The sequence below is a fragment of the Streptomyces fuscichromogenes genome (assembly GCF_014645815.1).
Taxonomy (GTDB): Bacteria; Actinomycetota; Actinomycetes; order Streptomycetales; family Streptomycetaceae; genus Streptomyces; species Streptomyces fuscichromogenes.
Genome location: NZ_BMML01000008.1, coordinates 338,358 through 359,938, shown reverse-complemented (window position 1 = coordinate 359,938; position 21,581 = coordinate 338,358). Strand labels below are relative to the sequence as shown.

The window sequence follows — 21,581 nt, the reverse complement described above, 5'->3', positions numbered from 1 at the left end:
AGATACCTGAATCGGGTCTCGTCCTGACGGATCTGGATCCGGCACCACTGAGGCATCTCAAGGAAGTGCGTGTGCTGAAGTCGGCCAATCCGTATGGATTCGAGCTGACCATAGCCGGATTTTACCTCGGCAGCGTCCTGGCTGCAGTTCAGCGATCAGGAGCGATGATTGCCTCATCGGGGCGAAAAGATGACGATGACCCCGTCGTCATACATGCGGTCACTTCGGGGTCTATTACATTCGATGGGGCCCGAGAGGGATATAGCGTCCAGGCGGGAAACCTTATAGTACGTGACGCGGGGCAGCCGTGGAGGCTCGCGTGCGAGAGGAACACGGCGTCCCATGTGATCACTATTCCGCGAGGGTTGATCAGAGAATCCTCTTCGCGGCCCACTCTTCTCAGGCATGCTTGTGTTGCCGAGCTGGCGGGGCCTGAAGGGCAGCTTATTTTCGAGTACTTGGACATGCTTCGAACGACGGACCTGCTCGACTCGCAAGCCGCCTCGATGATGGCCGAACGGGCCTTCGTGTCACTTGTCGCGGGCTTGTTGGAAGGTAACTCCGTGCAGGGTCCGACGGACATGGGGAGCATCATTCTGACCGCGAAGAAAGTGATAGAGAAGAACCTGGAAAGAGAAGATCTCTCGCCGGCCCTGGTTGCTGGAAGGCTAGGGATATCCGTGCGCACCCTGCATCGGGCGTTTTCGGCAGGTGATCAGTCTGTGATGTCGCTCATCAGGCAATTACGCATGGAGGGTGCTCGTCGTGATCTGCTGTCGTCGGACGAGACGGATGTCATATCCAGGGCGGCGGCGAAGTGGCACTTCTCGGATGCGAGCCACTTCATTCGGAACTTCAAAAGCGTTCACGGGGTCACTCCCAGGGCTTACATGGCGGAGCGCTCAGAAGCCGCAAAGTGAGATGAGGCTCTTCGGTGAACGTTGTGCTGCCCGGCCTTCACCCGGCAGTCGAGCCGGCGCCGGCCCGGGATCGGCTGGTGCCGGTGGCGTCCGAGCACCGGCCGCCGGACTGTACCCGTGCGCGCCCCTGTGCGGGTGGTCCACGCCCGGGCAACACGTCACCGGGGCCGTCCGGGTTGCCGGCCACCGCCTTTCGTGACGGCGGACTCCTGCCCGTCGACCTCACGGTCGCGCACCGCCCGTTCCACTCCGGGAAGCGGCCCGGGGGCGCGGCCGGTCGGCCCCGACCGCGCCGGGGCCGACCAGGTGTCACGGGAGTTCACGGTGTTCTACGGCGACGAGCGTCCGGGCGGAGGTTCTCCCGTCGGCGCCCGTGTCCTGTGCCGTCAGGACCGGATGAACTCAAGCAGATCGGGGTTGAGGACGTCCGCGTGAGTCGTCAGCATGCCGTGCGGGTAGCCCGGATAGGTCTTCTGCTTGCCGTTCTTGAGCAGGTCGACCGCACGCGGCACGGAACTGGCGAAGGGAACGATCTGGTCGTCGTCGCCGTGCATCACCAGGACCGGCACGGTGATCTTCCGGAGGTCCTCGGTGAAGTCCTCCAGCCAGGACAGCGGGGTCTCGTACTGGGCCTGGATGCTGCCGGCCATGGCCTGCCGCCACCAGTTCGCGATGACCCCTTCGGACGGCTCGACGCCCGGACGGTTGAACCCGTAGAACGGCCCCTCCGGAACGGCTCGGAAGAATTCCGCGCGGTTGGCCAGCGTTCCCGCCTGTACCTGATCGAACCACTCCTGGGGCTGACCGGCCGGGTTGGCGTCGGTCTTCACCATGTTCGGTGTCAGGGAAGCGACCAGCACCGCCTTGGCGACTCGCTCCTCGTAACGGGCCACGTAACGGGCTACCTCACCGCCGCCCGTCGAGTGTCCGATGTGGACGGCGTCACGCAGACCGAGATGCTCGGTCAGCGAGGCCAGATCGGCGACCCAATGTTCCATGTCGTTGCCCGTGCTGACCTGTGCGGACCGGCCGTGCCCGCGCCTGTCATGGGCGATCACCCGATAACCGTGCTGCAGGAAGAACATCATCTGGGTGTCCCAGTCGTCGGCCGACAGCGGCCACCCGTGACTGAAGACGATCGGCTGACCGGAACCCCAGTCCTTGTAGAAGATCTCCACACCGTCCGGGGTAGTGATCGTGGGCATTGATTCGTTCCTTTCAGGTGGTCGGCCTCATGCCGACTGAAATGTCGGCGCCGCCAATCCGGCCCGATGCACACTTCCACCTTCCGAGAAAGCGATTCTGCGGCGAGGGCGCGGCGGAACTGCGATCCGGGACAGCCTCTCACTCTGTGGCAGGGGCAGGTTGAGCGACGCGTCACACCCCGTCGAGGAGATTCCTCCAAGGCGACGTAGCTACTGAAAGAAACCACTCCTTCAGCCGACCGTCATAGAGGACGAGCGCCATGACGTTCGGCATGGCACGCATCTTCAGTTCCATGACTTGCCGCCACAGCGGTGATGCCGACTTGTTGACGGCGGGGTCACGTCAACGCACGTGGTGTAGGGCTGAGGCTGCCAATCCCCTGGTGCGCTTCCTGGATGATCCGCTCAAACTCGACGGTCGGTTTTCCGCCGGTAGCGCGCGAACTTGCGTCGCATCAGGTCAGGAGAGGCTTTCCGCTTGCCGGGGCAAGTCAGCGAACGGCGTCGGCGGGGCGGGGTGCGGCCCTGCGGGCCGAGCTCGGCCATGATCTCGGCGAGCCGTACGTCGGGCCCGAACGATCGAAGAAGCAGCGGATCCTCTCGGCCGGCACCGCCCCCCTCGCCTCGCGCTGCGTCGTCTCCGGGGCGTCTGCCCGCCGGTACACCCCACGGGGCAGTTCGTCTATCCGCGCTTCTGTGACCAAGTGCGCCAGATCGGGGGGGAGAGGCCGGCCGCTGTTCCAGACGTGAGTTTTCCGCAGCGTCGAAAGACACGAACGCGCTGGTCAGGGCCCATTCCCCTAGCACTCGATGATGTTCACCGCGAGCCCCCCGCGCGCCGTCTCCTTGTACTTGACGTACATATGGGCGGCTGTTGATCATGGTGTTGACCTGCAGTTTTGACATGCCCAGGCTTGCCTTGAATCACGTCGGGGACTTTCTGGGGACTTCTTGTCGAGAGTTGATTACAACGTATCCCATGCTGCGTGAGACGCCTGCGGGGTTGGGTCGTTGCTGCTCGGGCGGCATGCGATGGCTTCGGCGAGCCCCGCATGCGTACTGGCCTGCACAAGGTCTGACTCCGTGTTGGGGAATGGTCGAGTCCCAGGCCCTGGGCCAGCGGTGGAGTCGCTGAGCCCGGGGCCATCTACGGGGTGCCGCTCAGGCAGACTTGGCAGTCATGCCGCCCTACCTTCTTGAGTGGGTCCCGTGAGTGCGCGACTCTGGGACTGCGCGGGTGGGGCAGGGATGGTTTTCATGCTGGCTGCCTCCGATGGCTCAGGACGCTGATCCCCCTGTCCCGCCACTTCTTCCGGACTGCTGATTAGGCACTGCGAACGATCGCTGAGTAGGGCGAGGACAGGCGGAAGGAGTCGCGCCACACGCTGCACCGGGAGGGGACCGTGACCGCCAACGCAGGCTTCGACATCGCCAAGGAATTCCACTGGCTCGCGGTGACCGACGACCGCGGCCGTCAGCTGCTCAGCCACCGGGTCGACAACGACCCCGCCGCCATCGACGCCTCGATCGGCGAACTGCACACCATCGAGGCCGAACACGGCCCCGTCACCGTGGGCCTGGACATCCTCGGCGGCATCGCCGCCCTGCTGACCGCCATGCTCCTGACCGCGGGCTTCCGCGTCGTCCACGTCCCCGGCCTGGCCGTCAACCGCGCCCGCCGTGCGACGAGGGGCGGCGAGAACAAGTCCGACCCCCGGGACGCCAAGGTCATCGCCGAACAGGTCATGCTCCGCGACGACCTGCGCACCGTCGAGCTGCCCGACGACAGCGTCGTGGAGCTGCGGCTGCTGGTCAGCCACCGCACCACGCTGGTCAAGGAGGCCACCGCCCGCACCGCGCGGCTGCGTGACCTGCTCACCGGTATCCACCCCGGCCTGGAACGGGCCGTCGACGCGACGAACCAGTCCGGGCTCATCCTGCTGGGCCACTACGTCACACCGGCCGAGATCCGCCGCGCGGGCACCGCCCGGATCGCCGGCTACCTGCACCGGCACGGCGTCAGAACCGCCCTGGCGCAGCCGCTGGCCGATGCGGCGCACACCGCCGCACTCGCCCAGCACGCCGTCCTGCCCGGCGAACGCCGCACCGCCCAGCTCATCCGCGAACTCGCCGACGAGCTGCTGGCCGGCAGACACCGCATCAAGGCCCTGGAAGCCGAGATCGAGAAACTGGTGACCGGCCACCCTGACGGGGCCCTCATCCGCAGCCTGCCGGGGATGGGGGCCGCCCTCACCGCCGAGTTCCTCGCGGCTGTCGGCGACATCCGCCGCTTCAGCAGCGGCGACGCGCTGGCCGCCGCCTCCGGGCTGTCCCCGGTGCTCTCCCAGTCCGGCAAGATCCGCTACTCGCGCAGCGCGACCGGCGGTGACAAGGCCCTCAAACGGGTCTTCTACCAGGCCGCGTTCTGCTCCATCCAGCGCGATCCCACCTCGCGCGCCTTCTACGACCGCAAACGATCCGAAGGCAAACGACACCATCAGGCCCTGATCGCCCTGGCCCGCCGCAAGATCAACGTTCTCTACGCCATCCTGCGCGACCGTCGCCCCTACGAGGCCCGGCCACCTCTTCGTCTCGTGGCTTGACTTCAGCATTAGGCAGCCCTACGTGCCACCGCACCCCGACTGGCCCGCTCCTACGAAGAATTACGAGAGCGACTGGATGCTCAAGATCGGGTCGGCTCGCTCACGGACCCGTCGACCCCGTACGGCTGGCAGAGCGAACCGGAGACGCAGCCGGGCATGGCGGCCGAACAGCGCCGACGGTTGGGACAGCAGTGGCAATCGCTCCTGGAGGAGATCCGTTCTCTGGAAGCCTTCGCCGATTTCCCTCGCCTGCCCGGCGAGCGCGACATCCCTCGCTCCGGTGTCACAGGACCGGTCGTAGCGATCTGCACCAGCACCTACGGCAGCTGGGCGGTACTTCTCGGACCGGACGGGGCCATGGACCGAGTGCCGTTGCCGGAGCTGACTCCCGCTACGGCGGCTGAGTACACCGATCGGCTCAACAGAGCGCTCAAGGAAGTCGTCGATCCACAGCTTCGGCACGAGCAGCGACGCGCGGCCGAGGACTCCGTCTCCGCGGTACTCGAATGGCTGGGATTGACTGTGACAGGGCCTGTGCTTGCCGCGCTCGGGTACGGTCCGGTGGCCACCGGTGAACCGCTGCCGCGCCTGTGGTGGGTACCGGACGGGGCACTCGCCCAGCTACCGCTTCACGCTGCCGGCCAAGCTCTCCAACGGGCCTGCTCCTCTTATGCGCTGACGCTCGACACGCTGCGCCGGGCGTCAGCGAACGCCGCCGTGTCCCCGGAGCCGCGGCTCCTGGCCGTCGCCATGCCGGAAACACCGGGCGCCGCACCCATCGAGGGCGCGGCGGCAGAAGCACGGCATCTCGCCGAGCAGTACGGCGCGCGGGTACTGGCTGGCGAACAAGCCACACACGACGCGGTATGTACTGCGCTTCCTGACTACGAATTGGTCCACTTCGCCTGTCACAGCGACGGCTCCGGGCTGCTGCTCCAGGACCATCGCACAAGACCTCTCACCGTTTTCGAGATTTCCCGTTTGGAGCTTCCGCGAGCGAAGCTGGCGTACCTGTCCGCGTGTACGACCTCGCTCGGGCCGCGCCACCTTGCCGACGAGGCCGTGCATCTGGCAGCGGCCTTCCAACAGGCAGGGTTTCCCCATGTGATCGGAACACTGTGGCCGGTGGAGGACGCGGTGGCGAAGTCCGTCTGCGTCGACGTGTATGACGCGCTGCCCGGTCTCGACACGAAGTCGGCGGCAGAAGCGCTGAACCGGGCAACGCGAGACCTGAGTGAGCGCTACCCCGACAGCCCCAGCCTGTGGGCAGCGTTCGTGCACTTCGGTCCATGAACCAAAGCCGAAAGCTCGGATCGTATCGCTGACCAGGAACGACAACGGGCGAGGAAGGCGGTCCTTAACCCAGACTGCCTCGTCGCAAGTTGGGACGTCGCGCGCGAAGGTCAAAGCGGCCCCTGTCCCGGCGACTGGGCGTGGGAAGGCGCTGACAGGGGATACTTCCTCCTCGGCTGATGCTGCCTGCGACGTCAGGCAGTGTTGGCTTGCCAGCAGCCACCTGCTCCCGCGAAGCCAGGCATTCTGGTTGTAGCGCGCGACACGTCCGCTTAAGGTGCACGGAGGCAAGGAACTCGGGACAGGACCTGGGCCACCGCCGGTCTCTTCGAGGTACGGAGCGTCGGAACGTGCCCTCGCCACCGCCTCTCTCGCATTCTTCCGTGACCACCAGGCTGTCTCGGCTCGGTGGTCGAAAGGCGTTCTCATGACCGTTTATTCTCAGCACGCGAACCGCGGGAAGACGCAGATCCTGGCGACCTACCAGGGGCCGGGCGGGGTCGAGTCGTCGACTGTGACGAGCCTCGCCACATCCGCCCTTGCGGCACCGATCGTTGACGCGCTCAATCGGATCTCCGCCCTCACCACCGTCCCGGTGAGCGTTCACGATCGTCGTGACCACGGGGTGGCACATTATCCGACGAAGCACCTTGCGGCGCTGACCGACCTGGCTTCGCGCGCCGGTCTTCTGAGCGGTGCGTACAGCCTGTGGTACGAGTACACCTGTCTGGAACTCCACCAGGCGCTCGCCGATTTGGACGAAGCTCTGACGGCGGTGCCTGAGCCCATCCGTATCGCGATCAACGTGGAACTGGAGACGGAAGCACGGCAGTTGTCCGAGGCGCTCGCCGAGTACTCAGAGGGAACTTCCGTGCCCGAGACGGAGGGCCGGCGTACCTGGGACTTCGGTCAGCCGTTCGTGACGTTTGACGGCGGAGTGGACGTGCTGAGCCGTGAGGCACGTGAGCAGTTGGATCGTCTCGAAGAAGGGATTACTCCCGAGGAGCGTGAAAAGGCCATCGCGAACCTGCGGGTGCTGGTCACCGCCTGCTCTCGGTTCCCTGACATGTTGGGAGGGCTGGAAGAGGCCAGCCTAGCGATCTTCGCTGAGCCGCACGATTCAGACGGGTACTACCTGTCTGTCCATGCGCCGGAGCCCGGTAACGACGGTGCCGATTCCTGGGACGTCGAGATCTGCCGCTGGGTACCTGATGACCCCGACGAGGACTACGAGGATTGCAGCAGCGCAACCGGTAGCGGGGTAGTTCGCTGTGTGCTTCCCGCGTCGCCGGGCGCTGATGAGATCGCCGATCTGTTGAACTGGGTCGAAGGTCAGCCGGACATACTTGCGAAGTGGGCCGAGGTGCGTGTCGGAGGGGTGCTTGAAGGGACGCGCTTCGTCGTCACTGAGTGCTACGACGATTGAGCCTCGGCCTTCATAATCAGGCGGTCGGCGGTCCCAGGGCGGCAGCGCTCGATCTGCTTCCCGTCCCCATCCGAGCCTGCGGTCAGCCGCCCATGGTGAGCGGGCCGCTGTCTCGGAAGTCGCCTCCGGAGTCCCGGTCAAGCACGCCGAATGCGTGAGCGGACGGTACTTTCAGGGCGGGGGCTGTTTGGGCAGGGCTGGGTGCCCGGTGGTCGTTGTGGCCGCCGGGCACTTGGTCTGTGGATGGTCAGGCTGCGCCTTCGGCCGGGGTGACGGTGACGGTGTATCCGAGCTGGTCGAGTGCGGTGATCGCGCGGCGGGTGGCGCGTTCGGGGTCGCGGTGGGTGGAGTAGGTGTCGCCGAGCTCGTGCTACGGGACGTTGTCGGTGAGCATGTGCCTGATCGTGGTGATGATCGAGTGCTCGATGGCGACCAGGGCTTTCAGTAAGCCGCGGCGGGCGCTCAGCCGCTTGTAGCGGGCCTGCAGATAGGTTTTGTTGGTGCTCACCGCGCCGAACGCGGCCAAACCGAGGGCGCCCTTGAGATGCGGATTGCCGGGGCGGCCCTTGGTGTTCTTGGTGCGGTCGGTGGACTCGTGCTTGCCTGGGCAGACTCCGGCCCAGGACGCGACGTGCTTGGCGGAGGCGAAGCGGGTCATGTCACCGCCGGTCTCGGTGATGATCACTTCGGCGACGGCTTGGTTGATCCCGGGGAGGGTGTTGAGCAGGCCGAGGGCGGCTCGAAAGGGGGCCATCGCCTCCTCGATCCGCGACCCGCTCATCGAGCTGTTCGATGGCGTCAGTGAGCTGGTCGTAGTGGTCTAGGTGCAGCCGGGTGAGGAAGGCGTGGTGGGCGCGGAAGCGTTCGGTCAGGACCTCGGTGAGTTCGGGGATCTCGTTGCGGAGCTTGCGTTTGGCCAGGTCCGAGGGCGTCCGCGGGTCGCATTCACCCGCGATGAGGGCCTGCAGTATGGCCCCGTCGGAGACGCCCAGGATGTCGGAGGCGATCGCGGCGAGTTTGCTGCCAGTGTCCTCCAGTAGCTTCTCCAGCCGCTGGACGATCTGCCCCCGTTCGCGGGTCATCGGGGTGCGGGCCCAGGTCAGGTCCCGCAGCTCGCGCACCGGCTGCGGTGGCACGAACGAGGGGCTGACGAGGCCGTGGACGCCGGATTGGGCCAGCCAGGCGGCGTCGGAGACGGCTGTCTTGCGGCCGGGCAGGTTCTTGACTCCCCGGGCGTTGACCAGGATCACATTCAGGTCCTCGGCCAGCAGGCAATGGAACGGCTTCCAGTAGTCCGATATCGCCTCGATCACGACGAGAGTGACCTCGGGCGGCCAGCAGATGGTCCCACAGGGCGAGTACGGCCTTCGTGGTCGAGCCCAGGTCGTGGTCTGGGTGGTGAACGGTTCCCGTGGACGGCCCTCGGCACCATGCTGCCCTGCGAGCTCACCGGCATCACAGAAGCCTCGGTTTCGACCGGAACGAACACCTTCAGTTTCCCGGACCGGCCTCAGCCCACGTCAGGGCAGACAGAAGCACCTCCGGCGCGCTACAGCATTTACCACGCCCCCAGCGCGCACCGAAGGTGTGCTGAGTTGCTGACCAGGGGAAAGCGGATCAAGCGTGATCACGGGTCAGCGACCGTCACGATCGCGCAGGCCCTCGTAATGTGTAGGTCCCGGGTTCGCCCCGAAGGCATGGTCGGTCGGCCAGGTCTGGTTCATGACCATGCGAGGGTCGCCGCACTCCAAGTGAGGGTGATGGCGTCGTCGGTGAGAAGTGTGTCTGCGAAGGCGGTGACCTGCCGGACGACGTCTGTGAAGCGTTCGGGGTAGCTGGTTGCGGCGGGGCCTTGTCGGCGGCGCCAGGCGGTGTAGGAGGTCTGGCGGCGCTCGCCGAGGTCGGTGATGGTGGAGCTGAGCGGTTTCAGGGTGATGCCGCGGTGTGTGGCGGTGGCGGTCAGTGCTGTGGAGAGTTCTTGGCCGTCCAGGTCGTTGAGGGTGAGCAAGCGGTAGAGGTCGCCGTAGTCGCGGTCGCGGGTGTTGAGGTCGCCGAGCGAGACGGCGGTGGAGAGTTTCTCGGCGATGACGGTGGCCAGTGGGTAGCCGAAGATCTGGAAGCTTTCCTCCGTGAGCTGTTGTGGGTAGTCGATGAGCCGGGGGCCGGGCGTGACGGGGTCGCCGAAGCTGACGTCGAGTTGGAGCTTGAGTCGGGCCCGGGCGATGGAGGCAGTCATGGACAGGCGCAGACCGTGGTACTCGTCCTCCTCGCGGATGGGGACGGTCTTGAGTGTCGCGGGATCGAATACGACTCCGTCGTCGCTCTCGGTGGCGGCGATAGCCGCGATTCTGTGGATGATCTCGGTTTCTGTGCCTGGAAACGAGCGGCCGAGGATGTCGATGTCGCGGGTCATTCGACGTGCGCCGAACTGGGCGAGCAGTAGGCCACCCTTGAGGACGAAGTGCTCCCGGCCCAGGGGCGATGAGGCCAGGCGGTAGAGGAACCGTTCGAGGACGTACTCGACCATGACCTCGTCCGTGGACCGGCTGTTGCGGCGGGCCAGGTTGCGGAGGTCGTTGTAGACGCGGCCGGCGGTGCTGTCACGGGTGGGGTTGGCCATCAGGCGAGCACCGCCTCTACGGCGGGGCGGACAACGGAGAGAGCGTCCAACTCGCGTGCGATGTGCTGGAGTTCGCCGACCCCGCCGCGTCCGTTCCGGCGCAGGTAGCGGCCGAGCGCGGACAGGGCGAGGGTTTCGCCGAGGCGACTGCGGTGGCGCATGGCGTCAACGACGCTGCGGGCTGCGTTGTACAGGGGGATGGTCTCTCCCGGGGCTGCTTCGAACCGTTCGATACCGAGGCCGAAGGTCTTCGCGGCGTACTGCGCCACGACGGTCGGTGGGTAGGAGATCGTCGGGCGGCGTGTACCGCGCGGCACGGCGATGTGTACTGCTGCGGGGATATCGTCGATCAGCTCATGCAGGGCCAGGGCGGATTCGCCGCACACGACGGCGCGAGGGGCCCGTGCGTACACGGCCAGCAGATCCGCGTGCGCCGTCTCCGGGGCGTCTGTCCGCCGGTACACCCCGCGGGACAGTTCGTCTACCTGCGCTTCTGTGACCAAGTGCGCCAGATCACGGGGGGAGAGCAGGGCCTGACGCGCCTGCGCCGTCGTGAATGTGGGGGAGAGGCTGGCCAGTCGCTGTTCCAGGCGCGAGTTTTCCGCAGCGTCCATGTATCGAATGATACCCCTCAGGTGGACTTGGGGGATCGATTTGATACGTCCAGCGGCGAGTGGGGGCGTATCCGGTGTTGATCACGTGCTGCGAAACCGCAGGTCACGAGCTCCTTCCATGGGGACATCTCGGGGACTTTTCGGGGACTTTCACGCCTGTCCCAGGGACTTCCCGGGGACTTTCCGCCGCGTAAGCAGGAAAGGCCCCGACAGCGCCGAAAGACACGAACGCGCTGGTCAGGGCCCATTCCCCTAGCACTCGATGATGTTCACCGCGAGCCCCCCGCGCGCCGTCTCCTTGTACTTGACGCTCATGTCGGCGCCGGTGTCCTTCATGGTCTTGATGACCTTGTCGAGGGAGACCTTGTGGGAGCCGTCGCCGCGCATGGCCATGCGGGCCGCGGTGACCGCCTTGACCGCGGCCATGCCGTTGCGTTCGATGCAGGGGATCTGGACCAGGCCGCCGACCGGGTCGCAGGTGAGGCCCAGGTTGTGCTCCATGCCGATCTCGGCCGCGTTCTCGACCTGTTCCGGGGAGCCGCCGAGGACCTCGGCCAGCGCGCCCGCCGCCATCGAGCAGGCCGAGCCGACCTCGCCCTGGCAGCCGACCTCGGCGCCGGAGATGGACGCGTTCTCCTTGAAGAGCATGCCGATCGCGCCGGCCGCGAGGAGGAAGCGGACCACGCCGTCCTCGTCGGCGCCGGGCACGAAGTTCATGTAGTAGTGGAGCACGGCGGGGATGATCCCCGCGGCCCCGTTGGTGGGTGCCGTCACCACCCGGCCGCCCGCCGCGTTCTCCTCGTTCACGGCCATCGCGTAGAGCGTGATCCACTCCATCGCGTGCGCCAGCGGGTCGCCCTCGGCGCGCAGCTGGCGCGCGGTCACCGCGGCCCTCCGCTTCACCCGGAGCCCGCCGGGCAGGATGCCCTCCCGGGACATGCCGCGGGACACGCACGCCTGCATCACCCGCCAGATGCCCAGCAGGCCCTCGCGGATCTCGGCCTCGGTGCGCCAGGCCCGCTCGTTCTCCAGCATCAGCGCGGAGATCGAAAGACCTGTCTCCTGGGTCAGGCGCAGCAGTTCGTCGCCGGTGCGGAAGGGGTACTTCAGGACGGTGTCGTCCAGCTTGATCCGGTCCGCGCCGACCGCCTCCTCGTCGACGACGAACCCGCCGCCGACCGAGTAGTACGTCTTGGCGAGGAGTTCCGCCCCGGACGCGTCGTAGGCCCAGAGGGTCATGCCGTTCGCGTGGTAGGGGAGTGCCTTGCGGCGGTGCAGCTTCAGGTCGTCGTCGAAGGAGAACGGGATCTCGTGCTCGCCGAGGAGGGACAGGCGGCGCGTGGCCTTGATCGCCTCGATACGGTCGTCCGCCGTCTCCACGTCCACCGTGCGCGGCGAGGCGCCCTCCAGGCCGAGCAGCACCGCCTTCGGGGTGCCGTGGCCGTGGCCGGTGGCGCCCAGGGACCCGTAGAGCTCGGCGCGTACGGAGACGACGGAGGGCAGCAGGTCCTCGTTGCGCAGGCGGCGGGCGAACATGCCGGCCGCGCGCATCGGGCCGACGGTGTGGGAGCTCGACGGGCCGATGCCGATCGAGAACAGGTCGAAGACCGAGATGGCCACGGGAACTCCTTGGAAAAGGGTGGGGGCACACGCCGTCGGGTGCCCCCACCAGGGAACTACTTGTTCAGGCCGGGGTACAGCGGGTGCTTCGCCGTCAGGACCTCGACCCGGGCCCTGAGGGCTGCCGCGTCGTAGGACGGCTTCAGCGTCTCGGCGATCACGTCCGCGACCTCGGCGAAGTCCTCGGCCGTGAAGCCTCGGGTGGCCAGCGCCGGGGTGCCGATCCGCAGACCCGAGGTGACCATCGGCGGCCGCGGGTCGTTCGGGACGGCGTTGCGGTTGACCGTGATGCCGACCTCGTGGAGACGGTCCTCGGCCTGCTGCCCGTCCAGCTCCGACTCGCGCAGGTCCACGAGGACCAGGTGGACGTCCGTACCGCCGGAGAGGACGTTCACGCCGGCCTCGCGGGCGTCGGCGGCGGTGAGCCGCTCCGCCAGGATGCGCGCACCCTCCACGGTACGACGCTGGCGCTCCTTGAAGTCCTCGGAGGCGGCGACCTTGAAGGAGACCGCCTTCGCCGCGATCACGTGCTCCAGGGGACCGCCCTGGAAGCCCGGGAAGACGGACGAGTTCAGCTTCTTCGCGAAGTCCTTGCGGGCCAGGATGATGCCGCCGCGCGGGCCGCCCAGCGTCTTGTGGGTCGTGGAGGTGACCACGTCCGCGTAGGGGACCGGGTTCGGGTGCAGGCCCGCCGCGACCAGACCGGCGAAGTGGGCCATGTCGACCCACAGGTACGCCTCGACCTCGTCGGCGATCCGCCGGAACTCCGCGAAGTCCAGCTGGCGCGGGTACGCCGACCAGCCCGCGATGATCACCTTCGGCCGGTGCTCCTTGGCCAGCCGCTCCACCTCGGCCATGTCGACCAGGCCGGAGCCGTCGACGTGGTAGGCGACCACGTCGAACTGCTTGCCGGAGAAGTTCAGCCGCATGCCGTGGGTCAGGTGGCCGCCGTGGGCGAGGTCCAGGCCCAGGATGGTGTCGCCGGGCTGGGCCAGCGCGAACAGGGCCGCCTGGTTGGCGGAGGCACCGGAGTGCGGCTGCACGTTGGCGTACTCGGCGCCGAACAGCTCCTTCACCCGGTCGATGGCGATCTGCTCGGTGACGTCGACGTGCTCGCAGCCGCCGTAGTAGCGGCGTCCCGGGTAGCCCTCGGCGTACTTGTTGGTGAGGACCGAGCCCTGCGCCTCCATGACCGCCAGCGGAGCGAAGTTCTCCGAGGCGATCATCTCCAGGGTGGACTGCTGACGGACCAGCTCGGCGTCGACCGCGGCGGCCACCTCGGGGTCGAGCTCGTGCAGGGGCGTGTTCAGAAGCGACAACTCAGACATCCGTTTCTACGACTCCTCAGCCGGCGGTGAAGGCGGTGTACTCGTCGGCGGAGAGCAGGTCGCCCGGCTCGTCCGTGGCGCGCACCTTGAACAGCCAGCCGCCCTCGAAGGGGGCCGAGTTCACCAGCGAGGGGTCGTCCACGACGTCCTCGTTGATCTCGGTGATCTCACCGGTGACCGGCGCGTACAGGTCGGACACCGACTTGGTCGACTCCAGTTCGCCGCAGGACTCGCCCGCGGTCACCGTGTCGCCGACCGCCGGGAGCTGGACGAAGACCACGTCACCGAGCGCGTTGGCCGCGTGCTCCGTGATGCCGACCGTCGCCACGCCGTCCTCGGCGGCCGTCAGCCACTCGTGCTCCTTGCTGTAACGCAGCTGCTGGGGGTTGCTCATGGCCTGAATTCTCCTGTACGCGAGGGAGTGCTGATGAAGGGGGGAACGCTGAAGGCGTGCGTGACCAGCGGCGATGTGCGCAGGGTCACGTCCGGTGGCTACTTCTGGCGCTTGTAGAACGGCAGCGGCACGACCTCGTACGGCTCGTGGCTGCCCCGGATGTCCACGCCGACGCCCGCGGTGCCCGGCGCCGAGTACGCCGTGTCGACGTACGCCATGGCGATCGGCCGGCCCAGGGTGGGGGAGGGGGCGCCGGAGGTGACCTCGCCGATCACCTCGCCGTCGGCGACCACCGCGAATCCGGCGCGCGGCACCCGGCGGCCCTCGGCGACCAGGCCGACCAGGACGCGCGGCGGGTTCTGCTCCGCACGGGCGGCGGCCTCGGCGAGCGCCTCGCGCCCCACGAAGTCGCCCTCCTTCTCGAACTTCACCACCCGGCCGAGCCCGGCGTCGAAGGGGGTCAGCTCCGTGCTCAGCTCGTGCCCGTACAGCGGCATGCCCGCCTCCAGGCGCAGGGTGTCCCGGCAGGACAGCCCGCAGGGCACCAGGCCCACCGGCGCACCCGCCTCGGTCAGCGCCTGCCACAGCCGCACCGCGTGCTCGGGCTTCACGAACAGCTCGAAGCCGTCCTCGCCGGTGTAGCCGGTGCGCGCGATCAGCGCCGGGACGCCGGCGACGGTGCCGGGCAGCCCGGCGTAGTACTTCAGGCCGTCCAGGTCGGCGTCGGTGAGCGCCTTCAGGATGCCGGGCGACTCGGGACCCTGGACGGCGATCAGCGCGTACGCGTCCCGGTCGTCGCGCACCTCGGCGTCGAACCCGGCGGACCGCTCCCGCAGGGCGTCGAGCACGACCTGCGCGTTGGAGGCGTTGGCGACCACCAGGTACTCGGTCCCGGCGAGCCGGTAGACGATCAGGTCGTCCAGGATGCCGCCGTCGGCCCGGCAGATCATGGTGTAGCGGGCGCGGCCCACGCCGACGGAGGCGATGTTGCCGACCAGCGCGTGGTCCAGCAGCTCGGCCGCCTGCGGTCCGGTCACGGTGATCTCGCCCATGTGGGAGAGGTCGAAGAGCCCGGCCCGGGTCCGTACCGCGACATGCTCGTCGCGCTCGGAGCCGTAGCGCAGGGGCATGTCCCAGCCGGCGAAGTCGGTCATGGTCGCGCCGAGCGCGCGGTGCAGGGCATCGAGCGCGGTCAGGCGGAGTCCAGCGGAATCGGTACTGCTCATCGGTCGGTCGTCTCCCAAAGGTCCCAAGGGCATGACAGGCGAGGTCTGTCCTCCCCATCTGTCATCGGAACCTGAGAGGTTCGCCCTGACCACGACGTGGTCACGGCTTGCACCTTGGGTGGAGCCGCTGACACAGCGGCCCGCTTTTCAGATGTGCCTCGCCCGCGCGGTAACGGGGGCCTGAGAGATTCAAGGGAGGGACTTGCTCCTTCGGCGCCCCGGCACAGCGGTGCCAGGGACTCTCCCGCGCGGATTCAAGCGGCCGGTATGCAGTTGGCGCGGACATCATTGCACGCCGCCCCCCGGACCCGGCAGGCCGGACGGGGCACCGCCTTCTGTGACGAGCCTGTGGCCGGAAGCGGACGGAACCGCGAGACGCCGTGCATTACCTTCTCTTTACATTAAGTGGGGAGAACCTTTCCTGAACCCCCAGGGAGGACGGTCACGGTGACAAGGACCACGGCATACGCGACGACGACGGGCATCGCCCTGCCCGGGCAGCCGACGGCCCCGGCCCGCGAGCGGTGCGGCGAGCTGCCCGCACCGGTCGTTCGCGACCTGCGCGACCGGGCCGGGCACAGCCCGCACGGCCTGCTCTTCGGCCCCCGTGACCTGGTCGTGGTCACCGGCCTGCCCGGCAGCGGCAAGTCCACCCTGATGCACCGCACCGTCCAGGGCATTCGCATCGACTCCCAGGACACCCGCGACCGCTGGGACGCCCGCCTGGCCCGCCTCCTGCCGTACGCGGTCTACCGCCCGCTGGTCCGGCTCGCCCACTACGCCGGGCTGCGCCGGGCGCTGCGCACCGGAGAGGGCGTGGTCGTGCACGACTGCGGGACACAGGCCTGGGTGCGGGACTGGCTGGCCAGGGCGGCCCGCCGCCGCGGCGGCACCCTGCACCTGCTCCTCCTGGACGTCACGGCCGGCACGGCCCTGGACGGCCAGCGCGAGCGCGGCCGGGGCGTCTCCCGGTACGCCTTCCTGCGCCATCGCAGGGCGGCCGGCCGACTGCTGCGCGCGGCGGAGAAGGGGAAGCTGCCCGAGGGCATCGGCTCGGCGGTGCTCCTCGACCGGGACGCGGCGGACGTGCTGCACCGGATCGACTTCGCGCGCTGAGAACGGCCGGGTGGCTTTGTCGGTGTCACCCGCTAGCCTTTCCAGCCTCAGCAGCGGTTTCCAGCAGGCGGTAGGCAGATGGACTTCCCGGCGGACATTCCCGCGGACTTCCCGGCACAGGCGCACCCCCACCCGCACGGCGGTTGGCCCGGCAACGAACTGGAGGAGGTCCTGTCGGCCTCCCTCGGCGTGCCCGCGGCGGCGGGCCGGCTCATCGAGGTACTGGCCCGCAGCTTCCTGTGGATCCCGCTGCCGGAGGGCGGCGGCCCGCACAGCGGCCCGCTGGACCTGCCCACCACGCTGATCGAGGGGCAGGTGTACGTGCCGGTCTTCAGCTCCGAGGAGCAGTTCCGTCTGGTGACCGGCTCCCACCTGTCGTACACGATCGCCCCGGCCGTCGAGTTCGCCCGCGGCCTGCCCCCGCAGGTCGGGGTCGCCGTGAACCCCGGCGGGGTGGTCGGCGTCCCGCTGCCGCCGGACGCGGTCGCGCAGCTCTGCCGGGCCGGCCGCACCGAACTGGACGGCCCCGCCTCGGGCGGCCGGGTCCGGCTCTTCGAACCGGACTGGCAGGACGACCCGATGGACTTCCTGGCCGCGGCGTCGGCCGAGTTCGCCCGGACCGGCCTGGTCGCCACGGCCCGCCGCTGCCTGGCCGTGGTCGAGACCGCGGAACCGGTGATGTTCGTGGGTGTCGAACTCTCCCAGTGGGAGGACGACTTGCGGGCCGCGCCGCTGGAGGCGCTGGGCCGGGCGCTGGGCCGGGCACCGGTGGGCTGGCCGGTCAACCTGGTCCTGCTGGACGTGGCGGACGACCCGGTGGGCCACTGGATGCGCGAGAACGTGCGCCCCTTCTATCAGTACGGCCACTGACTGCGCCCCGTCAGGGGCGCGGGGCCGAGCCGATGTGCGGCTCCGCCGCGTGGGCGCGACCAGCCACCGACTGCGCGCACCCGCCGACGGACAATCGGCCCTCGCCCTCCGGGCGCATAAGCTGTCTCCGAACGCGGGGCAACCCTCATACGCGGGGTAACTCAATGAAGGGGCGGTAACACGTGAGCGCCAGCGGCACCGCGGCGACCGGACAGGTCGAGCACATGCTGCGCCAGGTAACCCCCGGGCGCTACGACGCCTACGAGGCACTCCTCCGCGCCCTCGCCACGCCCTCCTCCGGCCAGATCTGGATGCTGCTCTGGCACGGCCAGTCCGGCTCGCCCGACGCCCAGTACGGGAACATGGAGGTCGAAGGCCACGGTTACGCCCCCTGCGTGACCTCGGCCCAGGAACTCTCGGCGAGCGGCTGGAACCGCTCCTACGAAGTGGTCGACGGCGTCGACGTGGCCCGCACGCTCTATCCCGACCACTTCGGCCTCTGGCTCAACCCGCACGCCCCCGGCGGCGGCGTCGGCATCCCCTGGCTGGACCTGCGCCGCATCGCCACCGGCCTGGACCGCCAGCCGGCCGGCCCGCTGCGGCTCGCCGAACCGGCCATCGAGATCCCGCAGTTCTACGCGCTGATCGCGCAGAACGCCCACCGCACCCCCGCGGTCCGCTCGCTGCGCCGCGCCTGGGTGCAGCCGGCGCTCGGCGCGCCGTACCTCGCGATCGGCCTGGACGTGTACGACGCGTCGCCGCCGGCCGTGGACTCGGTGCGGGCGATGATGCAGCAGTCGATCGGGGCGGTGCCGGACGGTCTGCCGGTGTCGACGGTGGCGATGACCGACGAGTACGACCCGGTCGTGATGTGGATGCGGGCGGCGGCACGGCCGTTCTACGACCGTGAGGCGCACGTTGCGGCCCCCGCCCAGGCCCCGGCGGCCGGGTACGGCTATCCGGGCCCCGCGGTCTACTGAGTCGAGGCCCTGTCCGCCTCGGCGCGAGCGAACGCGGTCACGGCGATCCGGGCGCCGCAACAGTGGTGAAGACGATGTGTTGTCTGTCACTTGCATGTGTGCCGGACCGTTCGCGTTCCGCACCCGCCTCCGCCCGTGACGGCTCGACGATGGGTGATGCCCCGCTGACTGTGAGAGTGTGATCTCCGCGCGTAGACACGGTCGGGTGGGTGGATGTCAACCCTTTTGGCAGGATCGGTTCCGTCCGGCCTCTGTGGTCAGCAGTCCGGATAACGGAAACCCCATTCGTCATCACGGTTGCGCATACTTTCTCCATCAGGCCTGGCGCGTGATCACCGGGGCATTGAAGACTCGCCTCTCAGACGCGAAGTCGACGATCTGGCGAGCCGGTACGGAGTACCGGCCGAAGGGTCTCGTGGACAGCCGAGCCGTAACCATCGGCGGCCACCGCGCACTTGCAAGCGAACCAAGCCGCCCACCGCGGCGGACAAAGGCCGGTCACCACCGGTGAGAGGGGTCAGGTCACTGTGACCGCACCGATCGAGACCACCGGAGCGGCAGCCGAGGCGCAGCCGGAAGCTGTGCTTCAGGGTGCCGGTAAGGGGCAGATCGAGGGCCGTTCCCTCGGGCAGATCGCCTGGTCCCGGTTCAAGAAGGACAGGGTCGCCGTCGCGGGTGCCGTCATCGTCGTCCTGCTGATCCTCGTCGCGGTCCTCGCCCGGCCCATCCAGGCCCTGTTCGGTCTCGACCCCAACGCCTTCCACCAGGATCTGATCGACGCCAACACCTCGCTGCCGAACGGCGGCTGGGGTGGCATGAGCCTGAGCCACCCCCTGGGCGTGGACCCCAAGTTCGGCCGTGACATCGCCACCCGCATCCTCGAGGGTTCGTGGGTGTCGCTGGTGGTGGCCTTCGGCTCGACCATCCTGTCCAACGTGATCGGCGCGATCATGGGCGTGGTCGCCGGTTACTACGGCGGCCGCGTGGACTCGGTCATCAGCCGGCTGATGGACACCTTCCTCGCCTTCCCTCTCCTGCTGTTCGCCATCGCCATCTCCGCCACCCTCCAGGGCGGCGCGTTCGGCCTGAACGGACTGCCGCTGCACCTGAGCGTGCTCATCTTCGTCATCGGCTTCTTCAACTGGCCCTACCTGGGCCGGATCGTGCGCGGCCAGACCCTCGCCCTCAGGGAGCGCGAGTTCGTCGACGCCTCCCGCGGCCTGGGCGCCAAGGGTCCGTACATCCTGTTCCGCGAGCTGATGCCCAACCTGGTCGGTCCGATCATCGTCTACTCGACGCTGCTGATCCCGACCAACATCCTCTTCGAGGCGTCCCTCAGCTTCCTCGGTGTCGGCATCCAGCCCCCGCAGGCGTCCTGGGGCGGCATGCTCCGCGAAGCGGTGACGTACTACCAGGTCGATCCCGAGTACATGATCGTGCCCGGCCTTGCCATCTTCGTGACCGTGCTGGCGTTCAACCTGCTCGGTGACGGTCTCCGCGATGCTCTCGACCCGCGCAGCCGCTGACGCCTGTCGTCACCGAGAGCCCGAAAAGTTTCCGACAATGGAGGGGATCCCGCCCATCATGCGAAGGTCAGCGCTGGCCGCGATCGCGGCCATCGGCTCCGCCACCCTGCTGGTTTCAGGGTGCAGCAAGGCCGATGACAACAAGGACGGCAACGACGGCGGCGGCAGCTCCGCCGCGGCCAACGCCGCCACCAAGGGTGTCGTCAACGCGTCCGACAAGAAGGGCGGGACGGTCACCTACGAGCTGTCCGACGTCCCGGACTCGTTCGACCCCGGCAACACGTACTACGCGTACATGTACAACTTCAGCCGGCTGTACGCCCGCCCGCTGATGACGTTCGAGCCCGGCCCCGGCTCCAAGGGCAACACCCTGGTCCCGGACCTCGCCGCGAGCAAGGGTGTCCCGAGCGACGGCGGCAAGACCTGGACGTACAAGCTGCGTTCGGGCCTGAAGTACCAGGACGGCACGGCGATCACGTCCAAGGACGTCAAGTACGCCGTCGAGCGGTCCAACTTCGCGCGTGACGTGCTCTCCCTCGGCCCGAACTACTTCCAGCAGTTCCTGGTCGGCGGCGACAAGTACAAGGGTCCCTACAAGGACAAGAGCGCCAAGGGCCTCTCGTCCATCGAGACCCCGGACGACACCACGATCGTCTTCCACCTGAAGCAGGCCTTCCAGGAGTTCGACTACCTGGTCTCGGCCCCGCAGACGGCCCCGGTCCCGCAGGCCAAGGACAACGGCGTCGACTACGTCAAGAACATCGTGTCCTCGGGCTCGTACCAGTTCCAGAGCTACCAGGACGGCAAGCAGGCCGTGCTGGTCCGCAACAAGAACTGGGACCCGAAGACCGACCCGCTGCGCAAGCAGCTGCCGGACAAGATCGTCGTCAACCTGAAGGTCAACGCCGAGACGATCGACAAGGACGTCCAGGCCGGCGACGCGATCGACCTCGGCGGTACGGGTGTCCAGGCCGCCACGCAGGCCCAGGTGCTTACCGACGCCAGCAAGAAGGCCAACACGGACAACACCTACGGTGGCCGTCTGGTCTACATGGCGATCAACACCAAGCTGAAGCCGTTCGACAACGTCGCCTGCCGCAAGGCCGTCGAGTACGCGATCGACAAGGTCTCGGTGCAGACCGCCGAGGGCGGCCCGATCCGCGGCGACGTCGCCACCACGGTGCTGCCGCCCGACATCCCGGGCTACTCGAAGTCGGACGTCTACGCCACCACGGGCAACAAGGGTGACGTCGCCAAGGCCAAGGCGCAGCTGAAGGCCTGTGGCAAGACCTCGATCAACACCAACATCACGGCCCGTTCGGACCGCCCGCAGGAGATCGACGCCGCCACGGCGATCATCAACTCCCTCAAGGCCGTCGGTATCAACGCCACCCTCAAGCAGTACCCGTCGGGCAAGTACTTCACCGACTACGCCGGTGTGCCGAAGTTCGACAACAAGCAGAACGTCGGCCTGATGATGATGCAGTGGGGTGCCGACTGGCCGTCCGGCTACGGCTTCCTGCAGCAGATCCTGAACGGCCAGGCGATCAGCCAGTCGGGTAACACCAACCTGTCGCAGTACGACAACAAGACGGTGAACACCCTGCTGGCCAAGGCGATCGGTACGCAGGACGACGCCGAGCGCAACAGCATCTACACCCAGATCGACAAGCAGACCATGGACGACGCCGCCCTCGTGCCGTTGACCTACTTCAAGGTCCTGCTGGCCCGCCCGACCACCTTCACCAACCTGGTCTCCACGGCGGCCTTCAGCGGCCAGTACGACTACCTCAACATCGGCGTCGCGTCGAAGTAGCAGCCCCGGAAGGCAGGTGAAGGC

General features: G+C 68.0%; 18 protein-coding genes and 2 riboswitches. Of the genes, 9 read left to right on the top strand and 9 right to left on the bottom strand.

Features of this window, described 5'->3' with window-relative positions; all coding sequences use genetic code 11:
- Positions 1 to 71 precede the first annotated feature (71 nt).
- Positions 72 to 920, top strand: a complete 849-nt coding sequence (locus IEZ11_RS20280) for an AraC family transcriptional regulator (protein ID WP_189264207.1) — start codon at positions 72 to 74, stop codon at positions 918 to 920.
- A gap of 386 nt (positions 921 to 1,306) precedes the next feature.
- Here IEZ11_RS20280 and IEZ11_RS20275 read toward each other — a convergent pair whose 3' ends face one another.
- On the bottom strand, positions 1,307 to 2,125 hold the full coding sequence (locus IEZ11_RS20275) for an alpha/beta fold hydrolase (RefSeq protein WP_189264206.1): 819 nt from the start codon (positions 2,123 to 2,125) through the stop codon (positions 1,307 to 1,309).
- 1,403 nt (positions 2,126 to 3,528) lie between these two features.
- Between IEZ11_RS20275 and IEZ11_RS20270 the strand changes: the two genes are divergently transcribed.
- The 3 genes from IEZ11_RS20270 (at position 3,529) to IEZ11_RS20260 (ending at position 7,447) form a co-directional block, all read left to right on the top strand.
- Positions 3,529 to 4,728, top strand: a complete 1,200-nt coding sequence (locus IEZ11_RS20270; protein WP_189264205.1) for an IS110 family RNA-guided transposase — start codon at positions 3,529 to 3,531, stop codon at positions 4,726 to 4,728.
- A 156-nt stretch (positions 4,729 to 4,884) separates the two neighbouring features.
- Positions 4,885 to 6,021, top strand: a complete 1,137-nt coding sequence (locus tag IEZ11_RS20265) for a CHAT domain-containing protein (protein WP_189264204.1) — start codon at positions 4,885 to 4,887, stop codon at positions 6,019 to 6,021.
- A gap of 427 nt (positions 6,022 to 6,448) precedes the next feature.
- Positions 6,449 to 7,447 (top strand): hypothetical protein, encoded by a 999-nt coding sequence (locus IEZ11_RS20260; RefSeq protein WP_189264203.1) that lies wholly within the window; start codon positions 6,449 to 6,451, stop codon positions 7,445 to 7,447.
- Positions 7,448 to 7,817: 370 nt separating this feature from the next.
- Here IEZ11_RS20260 and IEZ11_RS20255 read toward each other — a convergent pair whose 3' ends face one another.
- The 8 genes from IEZ11_RS20255 to gcvT form a co-directional block, all read right to left on the bottom strand.
- Positions 7,818 to 8,132 carry a transposase gene (locus IEZ11_RS20255; RefSeq protein ID WP_229713199.1) on the bottom strand — a complete coding sequence of 105 codons (315 nt, stop codon included), beginning with the start codon at positions 8,130 to 8,132 and terminating at the stop codon, positions 7,818 to 7,820.
- Positions 8,107 to 8,760 (bottom strand): IS110 family transposase, encoded by a 654-nt coding sequence (locus IEZ11_RS20250; protein WP_189264201.1) that lies wholly within the window; start codon positions 8,758 to 8,760, stop codon positions 8,107 to 8,109. The genes IEZ11_RS20255 and IEZ11_RS20250 overlap by 26 nt, the downstream gene beginning before the upstream one ends.
- Positions 8,761 to 9,167: 407 nt before the next feature.
- Complete coding sequence (locus tag IEZ11_RS20245) at positions 9,168 to 10,067, bottom strand: nucleotidyl transferase AbiEii/AbiGii toxin family protein (protein ID WP_189264200.1); 900 nt, start codon at positions 10,065 to 10,067, stop codon at positions 9,168 to 9,170.
- Positions 10,067 to 10,681, bottom strand: coding sequence for a type IV toxin-antitoxin system AbiEi family antitoxin domain-containing protein (locus IEZ11_RS20240; RefSeq protein WP_189264199.1), 615 nt, complete (start codon positions 10,679 to 10,681; stop codon positions 10,067 to 10,069). The genes IEZ11_RS20245 and IEZ11_RS20240 overlap by 1 nt, the downstream gene beginning before the upstream one ends.
- 252 nt (positions 10,682 to 10,933) lie before the next feature.
- The gene (locus IEZ11_RS20235; protein ID WP_189264198.1) at positions 10,934 to 12,301 is read right to left on the bottom strand and encodes an L-serine ammonia-lyase; all 1,368 of its coding nucleotides are present in this window, start codon (positions 12,299 to 12,301) and stop codon (positions 10,934 to 10,936) included.
- A 56-nt stretch (positions 12,302 to 12,357) separates the two neighbouring features.
- Positions 12,358 to 13,620 (bottom strand): serine hydroxymethyltransferase, encoded by a 1,263-nt coding sequence (gene glyA, locus IEZ11_RS20230; protein WP_308426484.1) that lies wholly within the window; start codon positions 13,618 to 13,620, stop codon positions 12,358 to 12,360.
- A 25-nt stretch (positions 13,621 to 13,645) separates the two neighbouring features.
- Positions 13,646 to 14,023, bottom strand: a complete 378-nt coding sequence (gene gcvH, locus IEZ11_RS20225) for a glycine cleavage system protein GcvH (RefSeq protein WP_189264197.1) — start codon at positions 14,021 to 14,023, stop codon at positions 13,646 to 13,648.
- Positions 14,024 to 14,121: 98 nt separating this feature from the next.
- Entirely contained in the window at positions 14,122 to 15,249 is a 1,128-nt protein-coding gene (gene gcvT / locus IEZ11_RS20220) for a glycine cleavage system aminomethyltransferase GcvT (protein WP_189264196.1), read from the bottom strand.
- 48 nt (positions 15,250 to 15,297) lie between these two features.
- A riboswitch (glycine riboswitch) is annotated at positions 15,298 to 15,406 on the bottom strand.
- A riboswitch (glycine riboswitch) is annotated at positions 15,407 to 15,506 on the bottom strand. It abuts the riboswitch before it with no gap.
- A gap of 190 nt (positions 15,507 to 15,696) precedes the next feature.
- Here gcvT and IEZ11_RS20215 point away from each other — a divergent pair.
- The 5 genes from IEZ11_RS20215 to IEZ11_RS20195 all read left to right on the top strand — a co-directional run bounded on the left by IEZ11_RS20215 (position 15,697) and on the right by IEZ11_RS20195 (position 21,557).
- Positions 15,697 to 16,365, top strand: a complete 669-nt coding sequence (locus IEZ11_RS20215; protein WP_189264195.1) for an AAA family ATPase — start codon at positions 15,697 to 15,699, stop codon at positions 16,363 to 16,365.
- Positions 16,366 to 16,443: 78 nt separating this feature from the next.
- Positions 16,444 to 17,235, top strand: coding sequence for an enhanced serine sensitivity protein SseB (locus IEZ11_RS20210; protein WP_189264194.1), 792 nt, complete (start codon positions 16,444 to 16,446; stop codon positions 17,233 to 17,235).
- 182 nt (positions 17,236 to 17,417) lie between these two features.
- Positions 17,418 to 18,215: an enhanced serine sensitivity protein SseB C-terminal domain-containing protein gene (locus IEZ11_RS20205; protein ID WP_189264193.1), complete on the top strand. Its 798-nt coding sequence runs from the start codon at positions 17,418 to 17,420 to the stop codon at positions 18,213 to 18,215.
- A gap of 527 nt (positions 18,216 to 18,742) precedes the next feature.
- The gene (locus IEZ11_RS20200) at positions 18,743 to 19,741 is read left to right on the top strand and encodes an ABC transporter permease (protein ID WP_189264192.1); all 999 of its coding nucleotides are present in this window, start codon (positions 18,743 to 18,745) and stop codon (positions 19,739 to 19,741) included.
- Between the two features lie 58 nt (positions 19,742 to 19,799).
- Positions 19,800 to 21,557 carry an ABC transporter substrate-binding protein gene (locus IEZ11_RS20195; RefSeq protein ID WP_229713194.1) on the top strand — a complete coding sequence of 586 codons (1,758 nt, stop codon included), beginning with the start codon at positions 19,800 to 19,802 and terminating at the stop codon, positions 21,555 to 21,557.
- The last annotated feature ends 24 nt before the right edge of the window (positions 21,558 to 21,581 follow it).

What these genes read in the sequence shown, in the direction of transcription:
- IEZ11_RS20240 (WP_189264199.1), bottom strand. Translation starts at nt 10,681, where the DNA reads ATGGACGCTGCGGAAAACTCGCGCCTGGAACAGCGACTGGCCAGCCTC.
- IEZ11_RS20265 (WP_189264204.1), top strand. Translation starts at nt 4,885, where the DNA reads ATGGCGGCCGAACAGCGCCGACGGTTGGGACAGCAGTGGCAATCGCTC.
- IEZ11_RS20210 (WP_189264194.1), top strand. Translation starts at nt 16,444, where the DNA reads ATGGACTTCCCGGCGGACATTCCCGCGGACTTCCCGGCACAGGCGCAC.
- IEZ11_RS20260 (WP_189264203.1), top strand. Translation starts at nt 6,449, where the DNA reads ATGACCGTTTATTCTCAGCACGCGAACCGCGGGAAGACGCAGATCCTG.
- IEZ11_RS20275 (WP_189264206.1), bottom strand. Translation starts at nt 2,125, where the DNA reads ATGCCCACGATCACTACCCCGGACGGTGTGGAGATCTTCTACAAGGAC.
- gcvT (WP_189264196.1), bottom strand. Translation starts at nt 15,249, where the DNA reads ATGAGCAGTACCGATTCCGCTGGACTCCGCCTGACCGCGCTCGATGCC.
- gcvH (WP_189264197.1), bottom strand. Translation starts at nt 14,023, where the DNA reads ATGAGCAACCCCCAGCAGCTGCGTTACAGCAAGGAGCACGAGTGGCTG.
- IEZ11_RS20195 (WP_229713194.1), top strand. Translation starts at nt 19,800, where the DNA reads ATGCGAAGGTCAGCGCTGGCCGCGATCGCGGCCATCGGCTCCGCCACC.
- IEZ11_RS20245 (WP_189264200.1), bottom strand. Translation starts at nt 10,067, where the DNA reads ATGGCCAACCCCACCCGTGACAGCACCGCCGGCCGCGTCTACAACGAC.